Here is a 21013-nt window from a genome sequence, read left to right on the forward strand (position 1 = left end):
CATCCAGATTCGGATACTTCGTAATGAAAACTGGTAAAGAACTGAAACCCGGTACCGTTCTGCGCATCGACAACGATCCGTGGCTGGTTCAGAAAGCTGAATTCACCAAGTCGGGCCGTAACAGCGCGATCATGAAGACCAAGCTGAAGAACCTGCTGACCGGCTACAAGACCGAAACCGTATACGGTGCGGACGACAAGCTGGACGACGTGATCCTGGATCGCAAAGAAGCGACCCTGTCGTTCATCAGCGGTGACTCGTACACCTTCATGGACACCACCGACTACACCATGTACGAACTGAACGCCGAAGACATCGACGCCGTTCTGCCGTACATCGAAGAAGGCATGGAAGACATCTGCGAAGCTGTCTTCTTCGAAGGCCGCCTGGTATCGGTAGAACTGCCGACCACCATCAGCCGTCAGGTGGTCTACACCGAGAACGCCGCCCGTGGCGACACCTCCGGCAAGGTCATGAAGCCTGCCAAGCTGAAGAACGGCACCGAGATCCAGGTTGCCGACTTCATCCAGATCGACGAGTGGATCGACATCGACACTCGCGACAACAGCTTCAAAGGCCGTTCCAAGAAGTAATTGCTTCTTGCGATGCGCACGAAAAACCCGGCCTTGGCCGGGTTTTTTTGTGCCTGTGAAATCGCGCTGGCTGATTCGCGGGTAAACCCGCTCCTACAGGGATGATGGCAACCTCAAGACCCGTGCTGCACCTGTAGGAGCCGGCTTTGCCGGCGAACAGCCGTTACACGGTCACATGCAAGCGCACATCCACATTGCCGCGGGTGGCATTGGAATAAGGGCAGACCGTGTGCGCCTTTTCCACCAGCCCTTCGGCGTCTGCCTGGGCCAGCCCCGGCAGGTTGATGTGCAGGTCGATGTCCAGCCCGAAGCCGCCCGGAATCTGCCCGATACCCACATTGGCGGTGATCGAGGCATCGGCCGGCAGAGCCTTCTTCTCCTGGCCAGCCACAAACTTCAGCGCGCCGATGAAGCAGGCCGAGTAACCGGCGGCGAACATCTGCTCAGGGTTGGTGCCTTCACCGCCCGCGCCGCCGAGTTCCTTGGGCGTGCTCAGCTTGACTTCCAGCTTGCCGTCGCTGGAGCGGGATTTACCGTCGCGACCGCCAGTGGAGGTGGCTTCTGCGATGTACAGCGGAGTGACCTTTTGCATCTTGAGCCTCGCTTATGTGCTGTGCGCCTGGGGCGCTGAGTGGGTATGGAAATTAAATTAGCGCGCAATTGTTTAGTGCGCAAGATAATTATTCGACCATTTGTCGCAACGGCCAGTTCACAGCATAGCCGTCAGAGGTTTTCTTGGAGGTGCGCGCGCAGGGCCAGCAGGTCGGCCTGGAGTTTTCGCAGCTGTTCAGCGCTGTGGCCACTGGCCTGCAGAATGCAATGGGGCACGCGACGGGCTTCGGCCTGCAAGGCCCGGCCTTTGTCGGTCAGTTGCACCAGTACCACGCGTTCGTCCTCGCGGCTGCGGCTGCGCTTGAGCAGGCCTTCGCCTTCCAGGCGCTTGAGCAGTGGGGTCAGCGAGCCTGGGTCGGTGAGCAGGCGCTGGCTGATCTCGCCCACGGTCAGCCCGTCCTGTTCCCACAGCACAAGCATGGCCAGGTACTGCGGGTAGGTCAGGCCCAGAGCTTGCAGCAGGGGCTTGTAGACCTTGGTCATCAGCAGCGACGTGGAGTGCAGGGCAAAGCAGACCTGGTTGTCCAGCAGCAGCTCGGCGCAGGGGGCTTGGGTGTCGGCGTTCATGCAGGTCCTTGAGTCGTCTGAGTTGTAAAATCTAGCACGCCAATGTCTTGCGCGCTCATTGCCAGCGCAGCTCGCTGCGCAGGGCCAGGTCCCAGGGGGGCACCGGGCTGAATCGGCTCTTGAGGAATTCGAGCAGCAAGCGGCTGCGAGAGTTCGTTTCATGTTCAAGGCGCAGGGCGTAGATGCCACTGGTTTCCGGTTCGGGCAAACCGTTGTCGCAGAACAGCGGGATCAGCTCGCCACGCAGCAGGTAGTCACTGATCAACCAGGTGGGCAGGTGGGCGATGCCCAGCCCGGCCAGGGCGCCGAACAGCAAGGTCTCGGCATTGTTGGCGGCCATGCGCATGCGTGCCGGGCGGTACAGGCGCACCTGGCCGTCGACGCTGAAGCGCCAGGCAAAGGGCGGGGCCAGCCCGTCCCAGTCGAGACCGTCATGCCCAGGCAGTTCGCTGGGGCAAGCCGGCACCCCCCGGCTGGCCAGATAGGTGGGGCTGGCGCAGGCGATGCGCACCATGTAGGCCAGCGGTGTGGCGACCAGGCGGGTGTCGGCCAGGGGGCCGGCGCGCAGCACCAGGTCGACCTCGCCCAGGTGACTGCCCTGCAGGTCGACGAAGCTGTCGATCAGGCGCAGTTGCACGTCGAGCCCGGGGTAGGCCACCAGAAAGTCGGCAATGGCCGGGGCCAGGTGGCGGCGGCCAAAGGCGGCGGGGGCGTCGATACGGATAAGCCCCTCGGGGGCGTTGCTCAGCGACACCGCCTCGGCACGGGCCAGGCGCAACTCTTCGATGATGCGCCGGGCCCGTTCGGCGAATGCATTGCCCGCCGGGGTCGCGCGCACGGCATGGGTGCTGCGCGAGAACAGCCGGCTGCCCACGGCGCTTTCCAGGTTATCGATGCGCCGGGCCACGGCGGAGGGGGTCAACGGATGACGCCGGGCCGCAGCGGAGAAGCTGCCGGTCTCCAGTACGTCGAGAAACAGGCTCAGTTGTTCGGTGAGGATATCGGGGCTCATGGCTATGCCTTTGCGTAGTTCGCAAAGCCATTGTGCGCTGCTGTGCGTTTCCCCGCCAGCCGTCGCTGGTTAGCATGCCTGCCTCTTTGAACGCGGGTGATCGAGGCACTGATGATCGAGTGGTTGATGTATATCGTGTTGGGTGCCGCGCTGGGCACCTTGGGTGGGCTGTTCGGTATTGGCGGTGGGCTGATCGCCATCCCGGCGCTGGGTGTGCTGTTTGGCCTTGACCAGCAACTGGCCCAGGGCACCGCGCTGGTGATGGTGGTGCCCAACGTACTGTTGGCGTTGTGGCGTTACCACCAGCGCAACCGTATCGAGTTGCGCCATGCAGTGCCGTTGTCGCTGTGCAGTTTCCTGTTTGCGTGGCTGGGTTCGATCTGGGCGGTGGGCATCGACGCCCAGTCGATGCGCCTGTACTTCGTCGGGTTCCTGGTGGCCTTGGCGCTGTGGAACGTGGCGCGGATGTTCCTGCCGGTCAGGCCAGCGAGCAACGAGCTGCGCTACCCGTGGCCTTGGCTCGGTGTGCTGGGCAGCTTCGCCGGGACCATGGGCGGGCTGTTCGGCGTGGGCGGCGCGGTGGTGGCCACGCCGATCCTGACTAGCGTGTTCGGCACCACCCAGGTGGTGGCCCAGGGGCTGTCGCTGGCGCTGGCGGCGCCGAGCACCATGGTGACACTGCTGACCTACGGGTTGCACCAGAGTGTCGACTGGAGCGTCGGGCTGCCGTTGGCGGTGGGTGGTTTGCTCAGTATCAGTTGGGGGGTGAAGTTGGCCCATGCGTTGCCGGAGAAGGCGTTGCGCACGCTGTTCTGTGTGTTTCTCGTGCTGTGTGCAGTGATGCTCGGGGTCGAGCTCTAGATGGCCGGGGGCCGCTCTGCGACCCTTCGCCTACTTGAACCCTTCGACGATGTACTCGGCCATGCAGTCGGTGATTGGCGACTGGCTCTGCGTATTGCGCAACAGCATCACATTGGCCATGTGCAGCTGCGGCAAGCCTTCCTCCTCCCCAAGCATGCGCAGGTCGTCGCCCACCAGGCTGCGCAACTGCGCGGTCACCGCCAGCCCGGCGCTGACGATGGCGAAGATCGCCGCCAGGCTTGGGCTGGTATAGGCGATGCGGTACTCGATGCCGCGTTGCTCCAGCGCGTTGCAGGTCCAGGCGCGGCAGAAGCAATCGGTGTTGAACAGCGCCAGGGGCATCGGCCGTTGCTCTTCGGGGCAGAAACCGTGCGCCGCGGCCCAGACCAGGCGTTCCTGGCGTAGCATTTGGCCCACTTCGTTGCCCGGTTCGCGGGTGACGATGGTCAGGTCCAGGTCCTGGCGCAGCATCAACTGCTTGGAGGAGTCACAGTGCACTTCGACGTGGATCAGCGGGTAGTCCTGGGCAAAGCTGGAAAGAATGGTCGGCAGGTAGCGCATGGCATAGTCGTCCGGCGTGCCGATGCGCACCACCCCGACCATGTGCGGCATGCGCAGGGTGTTGAACACCTCGCCGTGCAGCTTGAGGATGCGCCGGGCATAGCCCAGCAGGACCTGGCCTTCGGCGGTCAGGCGCACCTGGCGGCCATCGCGCTCGAACAGCTGACGCTGCAGGATGTCCTCTTCCAGGCGCTTCATCTGCATGCTGACGGCGGATTGCGTGCGGTTGACCACCTCGCCGGCGCGGGTGAAGCCGCCTTGCTCGGCGATGGCGACGAAGGTGCGCAGCACGTCGGCGTCGAGACTCTGATACTGGGACATTGCATCAATCTCCGAGATGCATGGCATCAGAAACATTCGTTGGATTGATCTTAGGCCTGGGAAGAGACTGGAGCCATCCACAAGGAGGGCGTCAAGATGAAAGGTCATTTCAACGTTGCTCACCAGCCTGTGTCCGCACTCAACCACTGGCTGCACGATGCGGGCGGGTTGCTGGTGCGCTGGTACGAACTGCATCGCCAGCGTGATGAACTGGCGCGCCTGAGCGATGCCACGCTGCACGACCTGGGATTGTCGCGGGCCGATATCCAGCAGGAGGCCGAGCGGCATTTCTGGGAGGACCCGCTGCGTAAATGAGAAGACCATGAGGGCCTCTTCGCGGCTGAAGCCGCTCCTACAGGTTCACCGTTGTTTGTAGGCGCGACTTCAGCCGCGAATGCTCTGGTGCAGACACCAGAAGGGTTGCAGATCAACCGGAGGTACATCCATTGCCCCTCGAACTGTCCATCCAGCAGGTCCGCCGCCTGGCCTTGTCCGCCCAGGGGTTCGGCAAAACGCCCGACACGCCGGCCACCCTGGCCAATCTCAAACGCATGCTCCGGCGCCTGGGCGTGGTGCAGATCGACTCGGTCAATGCCTTGGTGCGTTCCCATTACCTGCCGCTGTTCTCCCGCCTGGGCGACTATTCGCCAGCCTTGCTCGACCAGCTCGCCTGGGGCCAGAGGCGCCAGCGCCGACTGTTCGAATATTGGGGGCACGAAGCCTCGCTGTTGCCGCTGGAGCTGTATCCGGCCATGCGCTGGCGCATGGCGCACGCCCGCGAAGGCAAAGGCATCTATCGGCAACTGGCAGCCTTCGGTCGTGAGCGTCGCGATGTGATCGAGCGGGTAATGGCCGCCGTGCGCGACCAGGGCGCGCTGGGCGCGGGCAGCCTTTCGACCCGTGAGGAGCGGGCCGGCCCCTGGTGGGACTGGAGCGAAGAGAAGCACGCATTGGAATGGCTGTTCGCCGCAGGCGAGGTCACCGTGGCCGGGCGCCGCGGCTTTGAACGCCTCTACGACCTGCCGGAACGGGTTCTGCCCCCAGCCATCCTCGACCAGTCGCCCCCGGATGAGCGCGAGGCGCACCGGAGCCTGTTGTTGCACGCAGCCACTGCGCTGGGCGTGGCCACCGAACAGGACTTGCGCGATTACTTCCGCCTGTCACCGCAACAGAGCAAGGCCGCCGTCGCCGACCTGCTGGAAGAGGGGCATCTGCAGGCCTGCACGGTACAAGGCTGGAAACAGCCCGGCTACCTGGCGGGGATACCCCGAATACCCAGGCGCATCGCGGCCAGCGCCTTGCTCTCGCCGTTCGACTCGCTGGTCTGGGAGCGCAGCCGCACCGAGCGCCTGTTCGACTTCCGCTATCGCCTCGAAATCTACACCCCGGCGCACAAACGGGTGTATGGCTACTACGTGTTGCCATTTCTCTACGACGAGCACATCGCCGCACGCCTGGACCTGCGCGCCGAACGCGCCCACGGGCGCCTGGCGGTGCATGCGGTGCACGAGGAACCATCGGGGCTGGATGAGGAGGGCTACCAGGCGTTGGCCACGGAGCTGTGGCGCCTGGCGGGGTGGCTGGGCCTGGAGCAGGTGCAACTGAACTGCCCCCGCGAGGAGGGCAGACGGCTGCGTCAGGCGTTGCTCAGCGGCGTACCTGCTTGAGGGTTTCGGCGATCAGGAAGGCCAGCTCCAGCGACTGGTCGGCGTTCATGCGCGGGTCGCAGTGAGTGTGGTAACGGTCGGACAGGGCGTCCTCGGTGATCGGGCGGGCACCGCCGATGCATTCGGTGACGTTCTGCCCGGTCATTTCGATATGGATGCCGCCGGCATGGCTGCCCTCGGCCTGGTGCACCTGGAAGAACTGCTTCACCTCGTCGAGAATTTGCGCGAAGTCGCGGGTCTTGTAGCCGCTGCTGGCCTTGATGGTGTTGCCGTGCATCGGGTCGGAGCTCCACAACACCTGGCGCCCCTCGCGCTGGACGGTGCGGATCAGCCCCGGCAGGTGGTCGCCGACCTTGCCGGCGCCCATGCGCACGATCAGGTTGAGGCGGCCCGGGTCGTTGTCCGGGTTGAGTACGTCAATCAGGCGGATCAAGTCTTCGGTGTTCATGCTCGGGCCGACCTTGACCCCGATCGGGTTGTGCACGCCGCGCAGGAACTCGACATGGGCGCCGTCGAGCTGGCGGGTGCGGTCGCCGATCCACAGCATGTGCGCCGAGCAGTCGTAGTAGTCGCCGGTCAGGCTGTCGCGGCGCACGAAGGCTTCTTCATAGTTGAGCAGCAGCGCTTCGTGGGCGGTGAAGAAACTGGTCTCGCGCAGCTGCGGCGCAGTGTCCAGGCCGCAGGCGCGCATGAACGCCAGGGTTTCGTCGATACGGTTGGCCAATTGGTGGTACTTGTCGGCCAGCGCCGAGTTGGCGATGAAGTCCAGGTTCCACTTGTGCACCTGGTGCAGGTCGGCGAAACCGCCCTGGGCGAAGGCGCGCAGCAGGTTGAGGCTGGCAGTGGCCTGGTGGTAGGCCTGCAGCAGGCGTTCGGGGTCGGGGATGCGGCTGGCGGCGTCGAAACCGATACCGTTGACGATGTCGCCACGGTAGGCCGGCAGGGTGATGTCGCCGATGGTTTCATCGCCCGAGGAGCGCGGCTTGGCGAACTGGCCGGCCATGCGCCCGACCTTGACCACCGGGCAGCCGGCGGCGAAGGTCATGACAATCGCCATCTGCAGCAGCACCTTGAAGGTGTCGCGGATCTTCGCCGCCGAGAATTCGGCGAAGCTTTCGGCGCAGTCGCCACCCTGGAGGAGGAAGGCCCGGCCCTGGGTAACCTCGGCGAACTGCCGGCGCAGCTCACGGGCCTCGCCGGCGAACACCAGCGGCGGGTAGCTGGCCAGCGTCTGCTCCACCTTCAGTAGATGGGCGGCGTCGGGGTAGCTCGGTTGCTGCTGGATCGGCAAGGCGCGCCAGCTGTCGGGGGTCCAGGGTTGGGTCATCGAATGCTCTATCCATAAGTGTCGGTTCAGTCGTACCTGCCATGGTACCGCTGGCAGTGCGCTTGTTGCACCACCGGCATTGGCGGACAATACGCGTTTTGCGCGGGTAGGTGGTAGGGATGGCGATGGAGCGGGAAGAGCGGCTGCTGGCCCGAGTCGAAGATGCCTTTGGCGTGATCAGCGTGTACGAGGTGGAGGATTACCGCTTCCTCGAGTTCGGTGATGCCATCGAGCAAAGCTGCACCTTCGTCGCCGACCCCAGCTGGCTGGAGTACGACTACACCCGCGCGATGCTGGTCGGCGCGTTGTGCCATGAGCAGCCGGAGAGTGCGCTGTTCCTGGGCCTGGGCGCCGGCACTCTCACCCAAGCCTGCCTGAAGTATCTACCGCTGGAGGATGTCGAGGCCATCGAACTGCGCCCGGACGTGCCGCGCCTGGCCATGGAGTACATGGGGCTGGACGACGACCCGCGCCTTTATGTGCGGGTGGGGGATGCCATTGAGCTGCTGCCCACGGCGGAAAAGGCCGACCTGCTGTTCGTCGACCTGTATACCGACACCGGGCCTGGGGTCGGGCACCTGGCTTGGGGCTTCCTGGAGAATTGCCAGAAGCAGCTCAACCCCGGTGGCTGGCTGGTGATCAACCAGTGGGCGGGGGATGATGGCCGACCATTGGGGGCGGCGTTGCTGCGTGGCCTGTACCACCGGCACTACTGGGAGCTGCCGGTGAAGGAGGGCAACGTGATCCTGCTGGTGCCGGCCGATCTCGAGCAAACGCTGGATATCGACGGGCTGCGGGTTCGGGCCGAAGTGCTGGCGCCGCAGTTGGGGTATTCGCTGGAGTACCTGATCAAAGAGGTTCGCCCGGCGACCTGAGCCGCCAGGTTCGCCGGCAAACCGGCTCCTGCGAACCGTGCGTTCTCCCCCAAATGGCCGGCTTGCCGGCGAACAGTGATGGAAACGATTCAGCGCCTCGGCAAGGGTGGCCACCTGATGGCCCTTTTGCTCGAAATATTTCTCACGGTTTTCGCCAGATTCGGGTATAGTACGCGCCGGTCTTTTAGCGGACCTCAAATCAGGTGGTGCAAATCCTCCGAACCCAGCTTCGGCTGCGCGTCCGCTAGGCGGACCTTCCCAAGACGTTCCTATTTCAATCGTTTTCGCAAATCCCCGCCGCCAAAGCTGCCTGGGTGACCGTTTGGTCTTTCAAGGCATGTGCAGCTTTGGAGCATGGGTCTTTGCGGATGCACCTAGAGGCAGACCCATGACCCAGGAAACCGGCGGATTCGCCGCTCTCGAACTCAATCCGAACATCGTTGCTGCCGTCCTGGCCACCGGCTATGAAGAGCCGTCGGCCATCCAGCAACAGTCGATCCCGATCATCCTCGCCGGTCACGACATGATCGGCCAGGCGCAGACTGGCACCGGCAAGACCGCTGCCTTCGCCCTGCCGATCCTCAACAAGATCGACGTGAGCAAGCGCGAACCGCAAGCCCTGATCCTGGCGCCAACCCGTGAGTTGGCGCTGCAAGTAGCCACCGCTTTCGAAACCTACGCCAAGCAGATGCCGGGCGTTAACGTGGTGGCTGTGTACGGTGGTGCCCCGATGGGCCCACAACTGCGTGCCATTCGCAATGGCGCACAGATCGTCGTCGCCACCCCGGGCCGCCTGTGCGACCACCTGCGTCGCGACGAGAAAGTCCTGTCCACCGTGCAGTACCTGGTACTGGACGAAGCCGACGAAATGCTCAAGCTGGGCTTCATGGACGACCTCGAAGTGATCTTCGATGCCATCCCTGCCTCGCGCCAGACCGTGCTGTTCTCCGCCACCCTGCCGTCGTCGATCCGTTCGATCGCCGAGCGTCACCTGCGCGAGCCCAAGCACGTCAAGATCCAGAGCAAGACGCAAACCGTCACCGCGATCGATCAGGCCCACCTGATGGTCCACGCCGACCAGAAGATCCCGGCCGTGCTGCGCCTGCTGGAAGTGGAAGAATTCGACGCGCTGATCGCCTTCGTGCGTACCAAGCAAGCCACCCTGGACCTGGCCGCCGCGCTGGAAGCCAAGGGCTACAAGGCTGCCGCGCTGAACGGCGACATCGCCCAGAACCAGCGTGAGCGCGTGATCGACTCGCTCAAGGATGGCCGCCTGGACATCGTCGTCGCCACCGACGTCGCCGCCCGAGGCCTGGACGTACCGCGCATCACCCACGTGTTCAACGTAGACATGCCGTACGACCCGGAGTCCTACGTGCACCGTATCGGCCGTACCGGCCGTGCCGGTCGCGAAGGTCGTGCGCTGCTGCTGGTCACCCCGCGTGAGCGCCGCATGCTGCAGGTCATCGAGCGCGTCACCGGGCAGAAGGTCGCCGAAGCGCGCCTGCCGAATGCCCAGGCCGTGCTGGATGCCCGCATCAAGAAGCTGACCAACAGCCTGGCGCCGCTGGTAGCCGAAGCGGAAGCCACCCATGGCGAGCTGTTCGACCGCCTGACCGCCGCCCTGGGTTGCAGCCCGCGTGCACTTTCCGCCGCCCTGCTGCGCAAGGCCACCAATGGCCAGGCGCTGGACCTCGCTACCGTCGAGCGCGAGCAACCGCTGGTACCCACCTACACCCCGCGCGAGCGCAGCGGTGAGCGTACCGAGCGTGGTGAGCGCAGCGACCGTGGCGACCGTGGTGACCGCGAACGTCGCGCGCCGATGCCGCTGGCCGAAGGCCGCGTGCGTTGCCGTACCGCCCTGGGTGCCCGTGATGGCATCGCCGCCAAGAACCTGCTGGGCGCAATCCTCAACGAGGGTGGCCTGGCCCGCGATGCCATCGGCCGCATCCAGGTGCGTGACAGCTTCAGCCTGATCGAGCTGCCGGAAGATGGCCTGGAGCGTCTGCTGACCAAGCTCAAGGATACCCGCGTGGCCGGCAAGCAGCTGAAGCTGCGTCGCTACCGCGAGGATTGATCCTGGCGCTGCAATGAAAAAATCCCCGGCCTTGGTCGGGGATTTTTTTTAGATGAGGTCCAGTGGGTCGTCCAGGCTGGTGAGGATCTGGTCGTAAGTGACCACCTCGATGTCCGGCCGCTTGGGTTTGATCTCGGTGGGGGCCTGGGCCAGCAGTTCCAGGCGCTGATTCTTCGGGTGTGCCTGCCAGCGGGCCAGGGCCTCTGCGAGTTGCGGCTGGCCAGCCAGGGAACCGTACACGTCCTTTTCGCTGATGGGCCTGTGGCGCAAGGTGGCCATGCGCTGGCGGGTGGCCTGGATCTGCTCCATCTCGTGGCTGAGCATGCCGAGTTCGAGGGCCCAGCGCGCCGGCTGGGTGCGCAGGAGGGTGGCGTGGCGTTTGGCGAACTGTGCCCTGATCGACTCCAGGGTTTCGTCGATCAACGTGAGTTCGCGCAGGGTCACCGCCGGGGTCTGGTTGCCCAGGGCCTGCTGGTAGCGGCGCAAGGTCGCCCAGCAGCCGGGGACATAGCTGGCGACCATGGTGTGGTCGCCAGCCCCCAGCATCTGGCCAAGCAAGGCCCGCTCCGGAAGCCCGGCCTCGGTGTTCAGCACGCGGTTGCACAGGCCGCGCTCGGTGATGGCTTGGCAACCGGGCGACCAGAGGATCGCCGAGCGCTCGCCACCGACGAAATGCACCGGCATGAAATGCCAAAGCTTGCCGTGGTGTTCGTATTGCTCGCCATCGCGGTTCACCAGCCCTGCCTGCAGCATGTCGAGGCCGAACGGTGCGCGGGCCAAGGTGGCGAGCAGGCCGGCCTTGAGCACGTCCCAGCGGGTGTTCAGCCAGGGTGGTGGAAGGCTGGGCACCGGGTCGTTGGCGAAGACGACCCGGTGGTGGACCAGGTCGGCGGCGCCGTTCATGAAGGAGGTGTCGCCGGCGCGTGGGGCGCCGTAGGTGTAGAGCTGGAGGGTAAGGCCGGGGGTAGAGCGGCGGAGCATTTCGGCGAGCAGCAATGCCACGGCGCCGCCGAGGCTATGGCCACAGATGAACAGTTGTTGGGATTGGTGAAACTTGTCCAGGTATAGCGAGGCGAATTGGTAGGCCTTCTGGGCCGATTCGTAGAAGCCCCGATGTACCTGTCCCTTGCCCTCAGTGAAAGGCACTTGCAATGCATCGACATCGCGTATGACGTCTTCGGGAAATTCGCTGGTGCCGCGAATCGCGATCACCAGCACTTCGGCATTGTGGGTAATGAATGCCTGGGTATCGGTGGTATCGATGTCGCCTCTGTCGTCCAGGAAATGAATCTTGGCGGGATTCTCCTGATCCTTTCCCAATGCCGGGTCATTGGCAGCGTATAACTCAGGATCGAAAGGCACGATCTCCCAGCGCTCGGAATAAGGAACATCTTCGTACAGTGGGAAACACTCCTGCTGTTGGGAGGCATCAACCCGCCAGATTTCCTCGGAGCTGGCCAGTGCCTTGCCAAACCAGTTACCTATGGTTGGCACATGGGGGAAGCTGACCGAGGGTGCCAGCACCGGGTGCTCGGTCGGTTTCTGGCCGAAGGGGGTGTAGCTAAGCGTTGCCATCAAGGCCAACTGGTACAGGTTCAGTGCACAGAATGCGGGATCGAACGACAGCATCGGCCTGAGTGCCCGCAGCGGGCGAACCTCCAGTACGGTGTGCTTGCCTGGCATCAGCCCGACGCCGTATCGGCCATGTTCCTCCATGAGTACGTTGATGGCTTTTGGGGGAGGGAAGGCGCGTGCGGACAGGGGCGGGAGATGACTGTTATGGCGGACGAGCTCTCGGACTTCCACTTGATAGAAGTGGTCAGCGTGGGCTTGAGCTGGATTGCTGGTGGTTCTGGAGGCATCACGATTCAAGTGACGGGTGTTTTCGGCGCGTACCTGAAGCTCGGTTATTTTCAGAGGATAGTCTTCACGTGTCTTTAAAGTTGCATGAATTTTGCTATTTCCAGAAAATTCGGTTGTAAAAACCAACGAGACTGGTCCGGTAAAGTGATTGTCTATTTCTCCTTTGCCACTGGCATCTAAATAGCCACTATAGTGTTCGCCTTCAATGTCGAAGGCTTCAAAAAATATGCCGGCATAAGACGTGCCATCCCCCATCTCGTCGACTAATTGAAAACTAGTCTGCTCTCCCCGGGTAGGGCAGGCCAGCATCATGCTATTTAAGGGTGCAAGCAGTTCTTCATTCAATTTGTTATCTGTGCTCATTGGTTACTCCTTGCAACCTGGGTAGATAGTGCAAAGCCTTCCATCGGGCATGATGAATTCGCTGAAGTCTGTGTGGTTTCCCCAGCAGTAAGCATGAAGATCTGCCATTCCTTCGCCCAGGCATCGCTTCCAACCGTTAGGGAACTCCACCCAGGTATCTTTGAAGTAGGGGCGCTCCGTGTCAGCTAGTCGTAAGTTCATTCTTATTGTTTTGCCGGGTAGTTGATCAAGCGTGTAGGCAGCAAAAGGTTTGCCGCGGCGTTTTTCTCCGCGCTCGTTGTCCTTTTTACAATCGAGGATCTTGCGAATATTTCGGACTTCGCTGGCTGTACGGAACAACCATTGGCAAACCCCGTAAAAGGTATCCTCGGTGTTGGATTGCAGCGTGCGCCGGTATTTGTCTTCCAGTGTTATATATGTACCAATGTTGGCATGGTCACTGCTTTGCTGGTGAAATTTATCGCCATATTTGGCAATGATCGTGATTTTTATTATGTCCAGTATCATCTGGCAGCCTTTGATGACTTTGCGGATTTCGACAATAGCTACCGGGTTGTACGGTACGTCTCGCTTTCGATTGAACGACGGCATGCTCCGGCGCCAATCGGTCACGGCGCATTCTTTTCCCGGCTCGGGCACATACACCGTCGAAGCGGTATAGGAAAAGTTGGGGGGGAGTTCGCCAATCAATGTAAAGGTGTTGGGCGTTTTGTCAGTGCATCCGGCCATTAGCGTGATGCCTACCCACATGAAGCTTTTGATTGCAGTGCTGTTCATCTTTGCCTCTGTACTCAAATCAACGTATGCCGACGCAAACGATCCACGTGGGCCTGGGGCGATTCGCCGAAGAGCGGCGCGCATTCCCGAGGCAGTTCGAAGCCGGGCGAACGAAGGCTGAGCACCAGCAGGAACTCGATCTGCGCCGGCGCGTGCCACCCCCAGTCCTGCGCGCGCTGCAACTGCCGTTGCAGCCAGGCACGGGGCGGTTGGCGCTCGGCCAGGGCCAGGTACGCCGGCAAGTGGTGGCTGTAGAGGTAGCGATGGGCATTGGCCCGGGCCACCGGGCCCGTGACATTCGGCGCGGGCAGTTGCAGCCAGGCGGGCTCGTTTGGCAGCGGATGGGCGCCCGGCGCGGGGTTGTCCAGCGTCGCCCAGGCCTGCCCTTGCCAGTAACACACACTGATGGCCTGCCCGAGGTAGGCCGGCAACGTCGCCCGGGCCGCGGCCAGGCCACGGGCCAGCACGCGGTTGTCGTGGAAGCGGTACAGCGCCCGCTGTGGCGGCTCGCCGACCAGCAAGCGTGCGCGCCAGTGCTCGACCCAGGCTGGCAGGTCGCCCGGCGCCAGGCTGGCCAGCCAGCCCCAGTGATCGTCCGGCAGCTCCAGCAGCGGCTGGATCAGCCGGACCTCGGCCTCGCCGACCAGGAAGCAGGCTGGCCCATGGAGCGCGAGGTAGGCAGCGTCGGTCTGCTGGTACAGCACCTGGCGACGGTCGGGGGGCAAGCTGCCCATCAGCGTCTGGCGCGCCTCGACATGGGCATCCAGCACCAGGGCGATATCGCGGCCCTGGGCGCGCTGGCGGGTTATCCACTGCCAGGGGGAGATCGCGCTCATCGGGCACCTCCCGCCGGCAGGCACAGGCCGTCGCGGCAGCTTTCGCACAGCGGGCAGTAATCGCTGGCGGTGGCCTGGCTGGTGTTAAACAGTGTCCGTTGCCAGGCGGATACGGGGGCCGACAGCGCCACCGGCGCAGCTTGCCCGGCCTGCTGCCCCGGCAGTGCCGGCGCGGTCGGCAGGCCGGTGACAGGCGCCCCGCCGATCTGCACCGGGCTGCTGGCGAAGATGCCGTTGGCGTTGATAAGCAGGTGCTGGCCCGCGACTTTCAAGCTGATGCTGTTGCCGCCCTCCACCAGCACCTCGCCATCGGCGCTCACCTGCACCCGCTGGCCCGCGTGCTGCAGCAGCACCGTGCCGACGCGGGTCTGGCTGGCCTGCTCGACGGTCAGGTGGTCATCGGTGCGCAGCAGTACCTTGCGTGCCCCGCTGACCGTGCGGTGGTCCTCGTCTTCCAGCGTGACCTGGCTGGTGCCCTTGATCAGCGCATGGCGCTGGCGGCCGATGTACAGGTGGCTGTCCTGCTCGATGCGCTCCTCCAGGTCGCGCTGGGCGCGCAGGTAGACCCGTTCCTGGCCGGCGCGGTCGTCCATGGACAGCTCGTTGTAGCCGCCGCCACCGCCCAGGCTACGGCTGCGCAGCACGGTGCGGCTGTTGTAGTCGGGCAGGGGATAGGGCGGCAGGTGCAGGCTGTCGGGCAGGCAGCCGCTGATCACCGGCTGGTCGGGGTCGTCGTCGAGGAAGCTGACCAGCACGGCCATGCCGACCCGTGGCACGGTCAGCGCGCCGTGGCGGTCGCCCGCCCAGCCCGAGGCGACCCGCAACCAGCAACTGCTGTGCTCGTCGCCACGGCCTTCGCGGTCCCAGTGGAACTGCACCTTGACCCGGCCGAAGGCGTCGCAGTACACCTCCTCGCCCTGGGGGCCGGTCACCCGGGCTTCCTGGCTGGCCGGCACACGGGGCTTGGCGTGGCTCAGGGGCGGGCGGTAGATCGTGTCCCACGGCATGGCGGTGAAGGTATTGGTGTAGTGCGCGGTGGCGTCGGCGGTGGCGTTCTCTTCCAGTACCTGCGGTTGCTGCCCTTTGTGCGCCACGCTGGTCAGCAGCCACCGCTGGTTGCACGCCGCCTGCGGGTGGCCGGTCAGGTTCACCAGGTGCCCGCTGACCAGGCCTGGCTCGTCGCTGGCCCCGTCGGCCGTGCACTGCCTGGCGCGGCAGCGTTCCAGGGTGCGCTGTGCCAGGGCGCGGCCACGGCCCTGGTCGACCGTTTGCAGCAGGCCGCCGGGGTAGGTGTAGTGTTCCCGGGCGGGCGTGTCGCCGGCCCGGCTGGTGTAGGCCAGGGCGGTGGCGCTCTTGCGAAAGTCGTGGTCGCGCAGCTCGACCCGCTCCACGCTGGATTCGAACGCCAGGGAGAAGGCGCTGGCCACGGCGGTATTGGCGTTGAGGCCGTTTTCCGGGACGAAGGCCAGTGGCTGCGGCAGGTGGGGAAAGTGCATCTGGTGATCGCTGAACACCACCCGATGGCCGTCGGGGGCGTGCTCGAAGCGATAATGGATGCCCTCTTCCTGGCACAGCCGTTCGATGAAGGCCAGGTCGGTTTCGCCGTACTGCACGCAATAGTCGCGAGGCGGGAAGGGCGCCTCGAGGCGGAACTGGCAGGCATCGGCGAGGATGCCGTGTTCCTTGAGCACCTGGCCGACGATCTGCGCCACCGTGCGCTGCTGGAATATCCGGTGGTTGTGGCGTAGTTCCAGGCGCGCCATGCGGGGCACCAGCCTGAGGTGGTAATGGGTTAGGCGCTGGCCGACAGTGCCCAGGCGTGCACGCGCCAGCATACCGTGCACACCTCGACCCTGGTCGTCGAAGGCGAGGAATGCCGGCTGGTCGAGCAGGGTCTGCAGTGCCAGGCTGGTGCTTTCGCTGACCAGCTCGATATCGAACCCGTACAGGGTGCTGATGCCTTCTGCGCCGCTGAAGGCGAGCACGTGCGCGCCGCGGGGCAGGGCGTCGGCGAACAGGCGCAGACGCTCCGGAGGGGAGGGGGTGAACATCCGATGTCCTTGTCGAGGCGGTAAAGGCCGAACGCTAACAGTGACAATCGAGGAGGTGTTGTAGGACCTGTCTGGTGCGACGGAAGGCTATATCTTTGTTTGGAGTGGGGTGTCTAGGCGCCCCTGCGTGGCTCAGTCGAACCGATAGATGTCCATGCCCAACGCCCCCAGGGTGAAGCCCTGGTGAACGATGCCGAACTGTGCGCCGGCGCCCATGGCGAAGTACAGCGGCAACAGGTGCTCATCGCTGGGGTGATTGCGTACCGCGAATGGCGCCTGTCGGCGATAGTCCAGCAGCGCGGCCTGGTCGTTCACCTGCAAGCGCGCCACCACCCAGTCGCGAAATGTCAGCGCCCAGGGCTCGACCGTATCTGGCCCGGCATGCCAGTCCAGCTCGCCCAGGTTGTGGGTGATGCTGCCCGAACCAATCAGCAGGATGCCTTCCTCGCGTAGTGTCGACAGCGCCTGCCCGACCTTCAGTTGCAGGGCCGGGCCGGCCTGGCTGGGCAGAGACACCTGGATGACCGGGATGTCGGCCTGTGGATACATCAGCGATAGCGGCACCCAGGCGCCGTGGTCGAAAGGCCGTTGCGCATCCAGCCGCGCGCCCAGGCGCTCGGCGACCTGCCGGGCCAGTTCCGGCGCGCCGGGCGCGGGGTACTGCACGGCGTACAGGGCTGGCGGGAAGCCGTGGAAGTCGTGCCAGGTCGGTGGTTGTGGGTTGCTCATCACCAGCAGCTCGCGGCTCTCCCAGTGCGCCGACACCACCACGATCGCCTTCGGGCGCTGCAGTGCGCGGGCCAGGGCGGCCAGGGCCGGGCCGCTGGCGCCGGGTTGCAGGGCGAGCATGGGGGAACCATGGGAGATGAACAGGCTGGGCAGCATGGCGAAGTCCTGGCAGGTAAGATGGCCCATCTTCGGTCAGCCAACGATCGAGATCCAATATAAGTTTTTACGGTTACCTATCGAAAAACCGGGAGGGATCATGGAGCCAGCGTTCTGGCACAAGCGATGGGCGGACAACCAGATCGGCTTTCACCAACCCCAGGTGAACCCGTACCTGCAGGCGCACTGGCCGGCGCTGGGGCTGGCCCCCGGAGCGCGGGTGCTGGTGCCTTTGTGCGGCAAGAGCCTGGACATGCTCTGGCTGGCCGCGCAGGGGTATCGAGTGATGGGCGTGGAGCTGTCGCGGCGCGCGGTGGAAGATTTCTTCACTGAGCATGGGTTGCCGGCGCAGGTGACGCAGCACGGCGTGTTCGAGGCCTGGCGCAGTGATGAGGTGGAGATCTGGTGTGGGGATGTGTTTGCCTTGCGCGCCGAGGATCTTGCCGATTGCGCGGGGGTGTATGACCGGGCGGCCTTGATTGCGCTGCCGCCTGGGATGCGCGAGCGCTACATGGCGTTGCTGGGCGCGAAGTTGCCGGCGGCGTGTCGCGGGGTACTGGTGACCCTGGATTACGACCAGGCGTTGATCGACGGGCCGCCGTTCTCTGTGCCGGATGCCGAAGTGCGTGCAGGGTTTGCCGGGTGGCGGGTTGTTGAAGTTGAGGGGCGGGAGATTATCGAGGAGAGCCCGAAGTTCATCAAGGCTGGCGTATCGAGCCTGGTCGAGCGGGTGTACCGCTTGAGTCGGTAGGAGCCGACCTTGCCGGCGAACACCGGCAAGGCCGACTTTCTAAAGGGGTATCGCAAACAAGCAAGGGCGACCGAAGTCGCCCTTGCTTGTTGCTGCCGGGATCAGCCGCGACGGCGCAGGGCGTCGATGCGGTCTTCCAGCGGCGGGTGGCTCATCAGCAGGCCGGCCAGGCCGTGCTTGAGGCCGCCGTTGATGCCGAAGGCCTTCAGGGTGTCGGGCATGTGCACCGGCAGGCCCTGTTCGGAGCGCAGGCGCTGCAGGGCGCCAATCATCGCGCCAGTACCGGCCAGGTGGGCGCCGGCTTCGTCGGCGCGGAACTCGCGGCGGCGCGAGTACCACATGACGATGATGCTGGCGAGGATGCCCAGCACCAGCTCGGCGACGATGGTGGCAACGAAATAGGCGATGCCGTGGCCTTCTTCGTTCTTGAAGATCACCCGGTCGACGAAGTTGCCGATGATGCGGGCGAAGAACATCACGAAGGTGTTCACCACGCCTTGCACCAGCGCCATGGTGACCATGTCGCCATTGGCCACGTGGCCGATCTCGTGGGCCAGCACCGCGCGCACCTCGTCGGGCGAGAAGCGCTCGAGCAGGCCTTGCGATACCGCTACCAGGGCGTCGTTGCGGTTCCAGCCGGTGGCGAAGGCGTTGGCCTCGTAAGCCGGGAAAATGCCCACCTCGGGCATCTTGATGCCGGCTTCGCGGGACAGCTCCTCGACGGTCTGCAGCAGCCACTGCTCATGGCGGGTGCGAGGCTGGGTGATGATCTGGGTGCCGGTGGTCATCTTCGCCATCCACTTGGAGATGAACAGCGAGACCAGCGAGCCAGCGAAACCGAACACGGCGCAGAAGACCAGCAGTTGGCCGAGGTTGAGGTCAACCCCGTTGGCTGCCATGAACCCGTTGAAGCCGAACAGGCTCAGGGTAATGCTTGCAACCAGCACCACCGCGAGGTTGGTGGCTACAAACAACAGAATGCGCATCATGGTTGTCACGTTCTCCTGACGGATGAGTTTGTTGCGTACTGCGGGGTATATAAGGGGGAGGGCGCGGCGATTCAACCGGGCGACTATTTCAAACTGTGTACGGCGGAGTATGGCAGAGGATGCCGGGCGTGCCGTGGGATAGAGCGTTGCAGGATGTAAGGGGATTCGGCGTGGGCGTTGTGTCGATCTTGGGAACGAGCGCCACGCGGGCGGCGCTCGATTTCCGCGCCACCCTGACTATCGAACCGAATTTACTGCGAGTAGGTGCGCAGGAAATTGCCAATGCGCCCGATCGCCTGCTCCAGGTCGTCCACCCGTGGCAGCGTCACCACGCGGAAGTGGTCCGGCCACGGCCAGTTGAACGCTGTGCCTTGGACGATCAACAGTTTCTCCGACAGCAGCAGGTCGAGGACGAACTTCTCGTCGTTGTGGATCGGGCAGACCTTCGGGTCGATCTTCGGGAACGCGTACAGCGCACCCATGGGCTTGACGCAGCTCACGCCCGGGATCGAGTTGAGCAGCTCGTAGGTGCGGTTGCGCTGTTCGAGCAGGCGCCCCGGTGGCAGCACCAGGTCGTTGATGCTCTGGTAGCCCCCCAGCGCGGTCTGGATCGCGTGCTGGGCCGGCACGTTGGCGCACAGGCGCATGTTGGCCAGCATGTCGATGCCTTCGATATAGCTCTGGGCGTGGTGCTTGGGCCCGGAGATGATCAGCCAGCCAGAACGGAAGCCGGCCACGCGGTACGACTTGGACAGGCCGTTGAAGGTCAGGCACAGCAGGTCCGGGGCCAGCGACGCGGTGCTGATGTGCACGGCCTCGTCGTAGAGGATCTTGTCGTAGATCTCGTCGGAGAACACCACCAGGTTGTGCTGGCGCGCCAGCTCCAGCATGCCCAGCAGCAGCTCTTTCGAATACACGGCGCCGGTCGGGTTGTTCGGGTTGATGATCACCAGGGCCTTGGTGTTCGGGGTGATCTTGGCCTTGATGTCGTCCAGGTCGGGGAACCAGTCGGCCTGCTCGTCGCACAGGTAGTGCACCGGCTTGCCGCCGGCCAGGCTCACCGCGGCGGTCCACAGCGGGTAGTCGGGGGCCGGGATCAGCACTTCGTCGCCGTTGTTCAGCAGGGCCTGCATGGACATGACGATCAGCTCGGACACGCCGTTACCCAGGTAGATATCCTCGATCCCGACGCCTTCGATCTGCTTCTGCTGGCAGTATTGCATCACCGCCTTGCGCGCGCTGAACAGGCCTTTCGAATCGCTGTAGCCCTGGGCGGTGGGCAGGTTGCGGATCACGTCCTGCAGGATTTCGTCCGGCGCCTCGAAGCCAAACGGCGCCGGGTTGCCGATGTTCAGCTTGAGGATGCGGTGGCCTTCCTCTTCCAGGCGCTTGGCGTGCTTGAGCACTGGGCCGCGAATGTCGTAGCAGACATTGGCGAGCTTGTTCGATTTGCTGAACTGCATGATGTGATCCTGGTTGGACAAGGCGCGGCGCGCCGCCGGCAATGGTTTGAAAAGGGCGAGGCGCATGCCAGACTGGCTGGCTGGGAAAGCCAACTAATATACGTTCCACCCGCGCCATAAATAAAGACGGTGCGAGGTGAAATTCAGCCTGCCGAGGTCCATTCATGCAAAAGATCGACAAGACACTGGAAGAGTGGCGCGCCATGCTCGACCCCGCCCAGTACCAGGTGTGCCGCCTGAAGGGCACCGAGCGGCCGTTCAGTGGTAAGTACAACAGTGAACGCGGCAATGGCGTCTACCATTGCATCTGCTGCGACCTGCCGCTGTTCGACTCGAAGGCCAAGTTCGACTCCGGTTGTGGCTGGCCGAGCTTCTACGAACCTATCGAGGAGGCCGCGATGATCGAGATCCGCGACACCTCCCACGGCATGATCCGCACCGAAGTCACCTGCGCGCAATGCGATGCCCACCTGGGCCACGTATTCCCCGATGGCCCGCCACCGACCGGCCTGCGCTACTGCATCAACTCGGTGTGCCTGGACCTCAAACCCCGCGATTGAAG

Annotated in this window: 19 protein-coding genes and 1 pseudogene; 8 read left to right on the plus strand and 12 right to left on the minus strand. The window is 64.0% G+C overall.

Annotation, left to right across the window (positions count from 1 at the left end; translation table 11 throughout):
- The first annotated feature begins 23 nt into the window (after positions 1–23).
- On the plus strand, positions 24–593 hold the full coding sequence (gene efp, locus IM733_RS01360) for an elongation factor P (protein WP_012271109.1): 570 nt from the start codon (positions 24–26) through the stop codon (positions 591–593).
- Between the two features lie 163 nt (positions 594–756).
- Here efp and IM733_RS01365 read toward each other — a convergent pair whose 3' ends face one another.
- From IM733_RS01365 to IM733_RS01375, 3 genes are all read right to left on the minus strand, one after another.
- Positions 757–1185 (minus strand): organic hydroperoxide resistance protein, encoded by a 429-nt coding sequence (locus IM733_RS01365; protein WP_248919222.1) that lies wholly within the window; start codon positions 1183–1185, stop codon positions 757–759.
- Between the two features lie 131 nt (positions 1186–1316).
- The gene (locus IM733_RS01370; RefSeq protein WP_240065820.1) at positions 1317–1772 is read right to left on the minus strand and encodes a MarR family winged helix-turn-helix transcriptional regulator; all 456 of its coding nucleotides are present in this window, start codon (positions 1770–1772) and stop codon (positions 1317–1319) included.
- Positions 1773–1827: 55 nt separating this feature from the next.
- The gene (locus IM733_RS01375) at positions 1828–2784 is read right to left on the minus strand and encodes a LysR family transcriptional regulator (protein WP_248919223.1); all 957 of its coding nucleotides are present in this window, start codon (positions 2782–2784) and stop codon (positions 1828–1830) included.
- 111 nt (positions 2785–2895) lie between these two features.
- On the opposite strand from IM733_RS01375, the gene IM733_RS01380 reads away from it, so the two are divergent.
- Positions 2896–3645, plus strand: a complete 750-nt coding sequence (locus tag IM733_RS01380; RefSeq protein ID WP_248919224.1) for a sulfite exporter TauE/SafE family protein — start codon at positions 2896–2898, stop codon at positions 3643–3645.
- 30 nt (positions 3646–3675) lie between these two features.
- Here IM733_RS01380 and IM733_RS01385 read toward each other — a convergent pair whose 3' ends face one another.
- Positions 3676–4527 carry a LysR substrate-binding domain-containing protein gene (locus IM733_RS01385; protein ID WP_213660121.1) on the minus strand — a complete coding sequence of 284 codons (852 nt, stop codon included), beginning with the start codon at positions 4525–4527 and terminating at the stop codon, positions 3676–3678.
- A gap of 96 nt (positions 4528–4623) precedes the next feature.
- Between IM733_RS01385 and IM733_RS01390 the strand changes: the two genes are divergently transcribed.
- Positions 4624–4842: a DUF1127 domain-containing protein gene (locus IM733_RS01390; RefSeq protein WP_248919225.1), complete on the plus strand. Its 219-nt coding sequence runs from the start codon at positions 4624–4626 to the stop codon at positions 4840–4842.
- A gap of 131 nt (positions 4843–4973) precedes the next feature.
- Positions 4974–6194, plus strand: a complete 1221-nt coding sequence (locus IM733_RS01395; RefSeq protein WP_248919226.1) for a winged helix-turn-helix domain-containing protein — start codon at positions 4974–4976, stop codon at positions 6192–6194.
- Here the strand turns inward: IM733_RS01395 and IM733_RS01400 are convergent.
- Positions 6175–7521 (minus strand): class II 3-deoxy-7-phosphoheptulonate synthase, encoded by a 1347-nt coding sequence (locus IM733_RS01400; RefSeq protein ID WP_248919227.1) that lies wholly within the window; start codon positions 7519–7521, stop codon positions 6175–6177. The genes IM733_RS01395 and IM733_RS01400 overlap by 20 nt on opposite strands.
- A gap of 119 nt (positions 7522–7640) precedes the next feature.
- On the opposite strand from IM733_RS01400, the gene IM733_RS01405 reads away from it, so the two are divergent.
- Both IM733_RS01405 and IM733_RS01410 read left to right on the plus strand, forming a co-directional pair.
- On the plus strand, positions 7641–8396 hold the full coding sequence (locus tag IM733_RS01405) for a spermidine synthase (protein ID WP_248919228.1): 756 nt from the start codon (positions 7641–7643) through the stop codon (positions 8394–8396).
- 354 nt (positions 8397–8750) lie between these two features.
- Positions 8751–10473: pseudogene (locus IM733_RS01410) on the plus strand (DEAD/DEAH box helicase).
- A 48-nt stretch (positions 10474–10521) separates the two neighbouring features.
- Here the strand turns inward: IM733_RS01410 and IM733_RS01415 are convergent.
- The 5 genes from IM733_RS01415 to IM733_RS01435 form a co-directional block, all read right to left on the minus strand.
- Entirely contained in the window at positions 10522–12699 is a 2178-nt protein-coding gene (locus tag IM733_RS01415; protein WP_248919229.1) for a lipase family protein, read from the minus strand.
- 3 nt (positions 12700–12702) lie between these two features.
- Entirely contained in the window at positions 12703–13476 is a 774-nt protein-coding gene (locus IM733_RS01420) for a hypothetical protein (RefSeq protein ID WP_248919230.1), read from the minus strand.
- Between the two features lie 14 nt (positions 13477–13490).
- Positions 13491–14312, minus strand: a complete 822-nt coding sequence (locus IM733_RS01425) for a DUF4123 domain-containing protein (protein ID WP_248919231.1) — start codon at positions 14310–14312, stop codon at positions 13491–13493.
- Entirely contained in the window at positions 14309–16363 is a 2055-nt protein-coding gene (tssI, locus tag IM733_RS01430) for a type VI secretion system tip protein TssI/VgrG (RefSeq protein WP_248919232.1), read from the minus strand. Before tssI ends, IM733_RS01425 begins: the two co-directional genes overlap by 4 nt.
- Before the next feature lie 132 nt (positions 16364–16495).
- On the minus strand, positions 16496–17248 hold the full coding sequence (locus tag IM733_RS01435; RefSeq protein WP_248919233.1) for a DODA-type extradiol aromatic ring-opening family dioxygenase: 753 nt from the start codon (positions 17246–17248) through the stop codon (positions 16496–16498).
- Between the two features lie 100 nt (positions 17249–17348).
- On the opposite strand from IM733_RS01435, the gene IM733_RS01440 reads away from it, so the two are divergent.
- Positions 17349–17999: a thiopurine S-methyltransferase gene (locus IM733_RS01440; protein ID WP_248919234.1), complete on the plus strand. Its 651-nt coding sequence runs from the start codon at positions 17349–17351 to the stop codon at positions 17997–17999.
- Positions 18000–18100: 101 nt separating this feature from the next.
- Here the strand turns inward: IM733_RS01440 and htpX are convergent, their stop codons facing one another.
- Both htpX and IM733_RS01450 read right to left on the minus strand, forming a co-directional pair.
- Positions 18101–18988, minus strand: coding sequence for a protease HtpX (gene htpX / locus IM733_RS01445; RefSeq protein WP_213660132.1), 888 nt, complete (start codon positions 18986–18988; stop codon positions 18101–18103).
- A 251-nt stretch (positions 18989–19239) separates the two neighbouring features.
- Positions 19240–20451 carry a pyridoxal phosphate-dependent aminotransferase gene (locus IM733_RS01450; protein ID WP_011532857.1) on the minus strand — a complete coding sequence of 404 codons (1212 nt, stop codon included), beginning with the start codon at positions 20449–20451 and terminating at the stop codon, positions 19240–19242.
- Positions 20452–20615: 164 nt separating this feature from the next.
- On the opposite strand from IM733_RS01450, the gene msrB reads away from it, so the two are divergent.
- Positions 20616–21011 carry a peptide-methionine (R)-S-oxide reductase MsrB gene (gene msrB, locus IM733_RS01455; protein ID WP_248919235.1) on the plus strand — a complete coding sequence of 132 codons (396 nt, stop codon included), beginning with the start codon at positions 20616–20618 and terminating at the stop codon, positions 21009–21011.
- Positions 21012–21013: the final 2 nt, after the last annotated feature.

The organism is Pseudomonas entomophila (genome assembly GCF_023277925.1).
Taxonomy (GTDB): domain Bacteria; phylum Pseudomonadota; class Gammaproteobacteria; order Pseudomonadales; family Pseudomonadaceae; genus Aquipseudomonas; species Aquipseudomonas entomophila_D.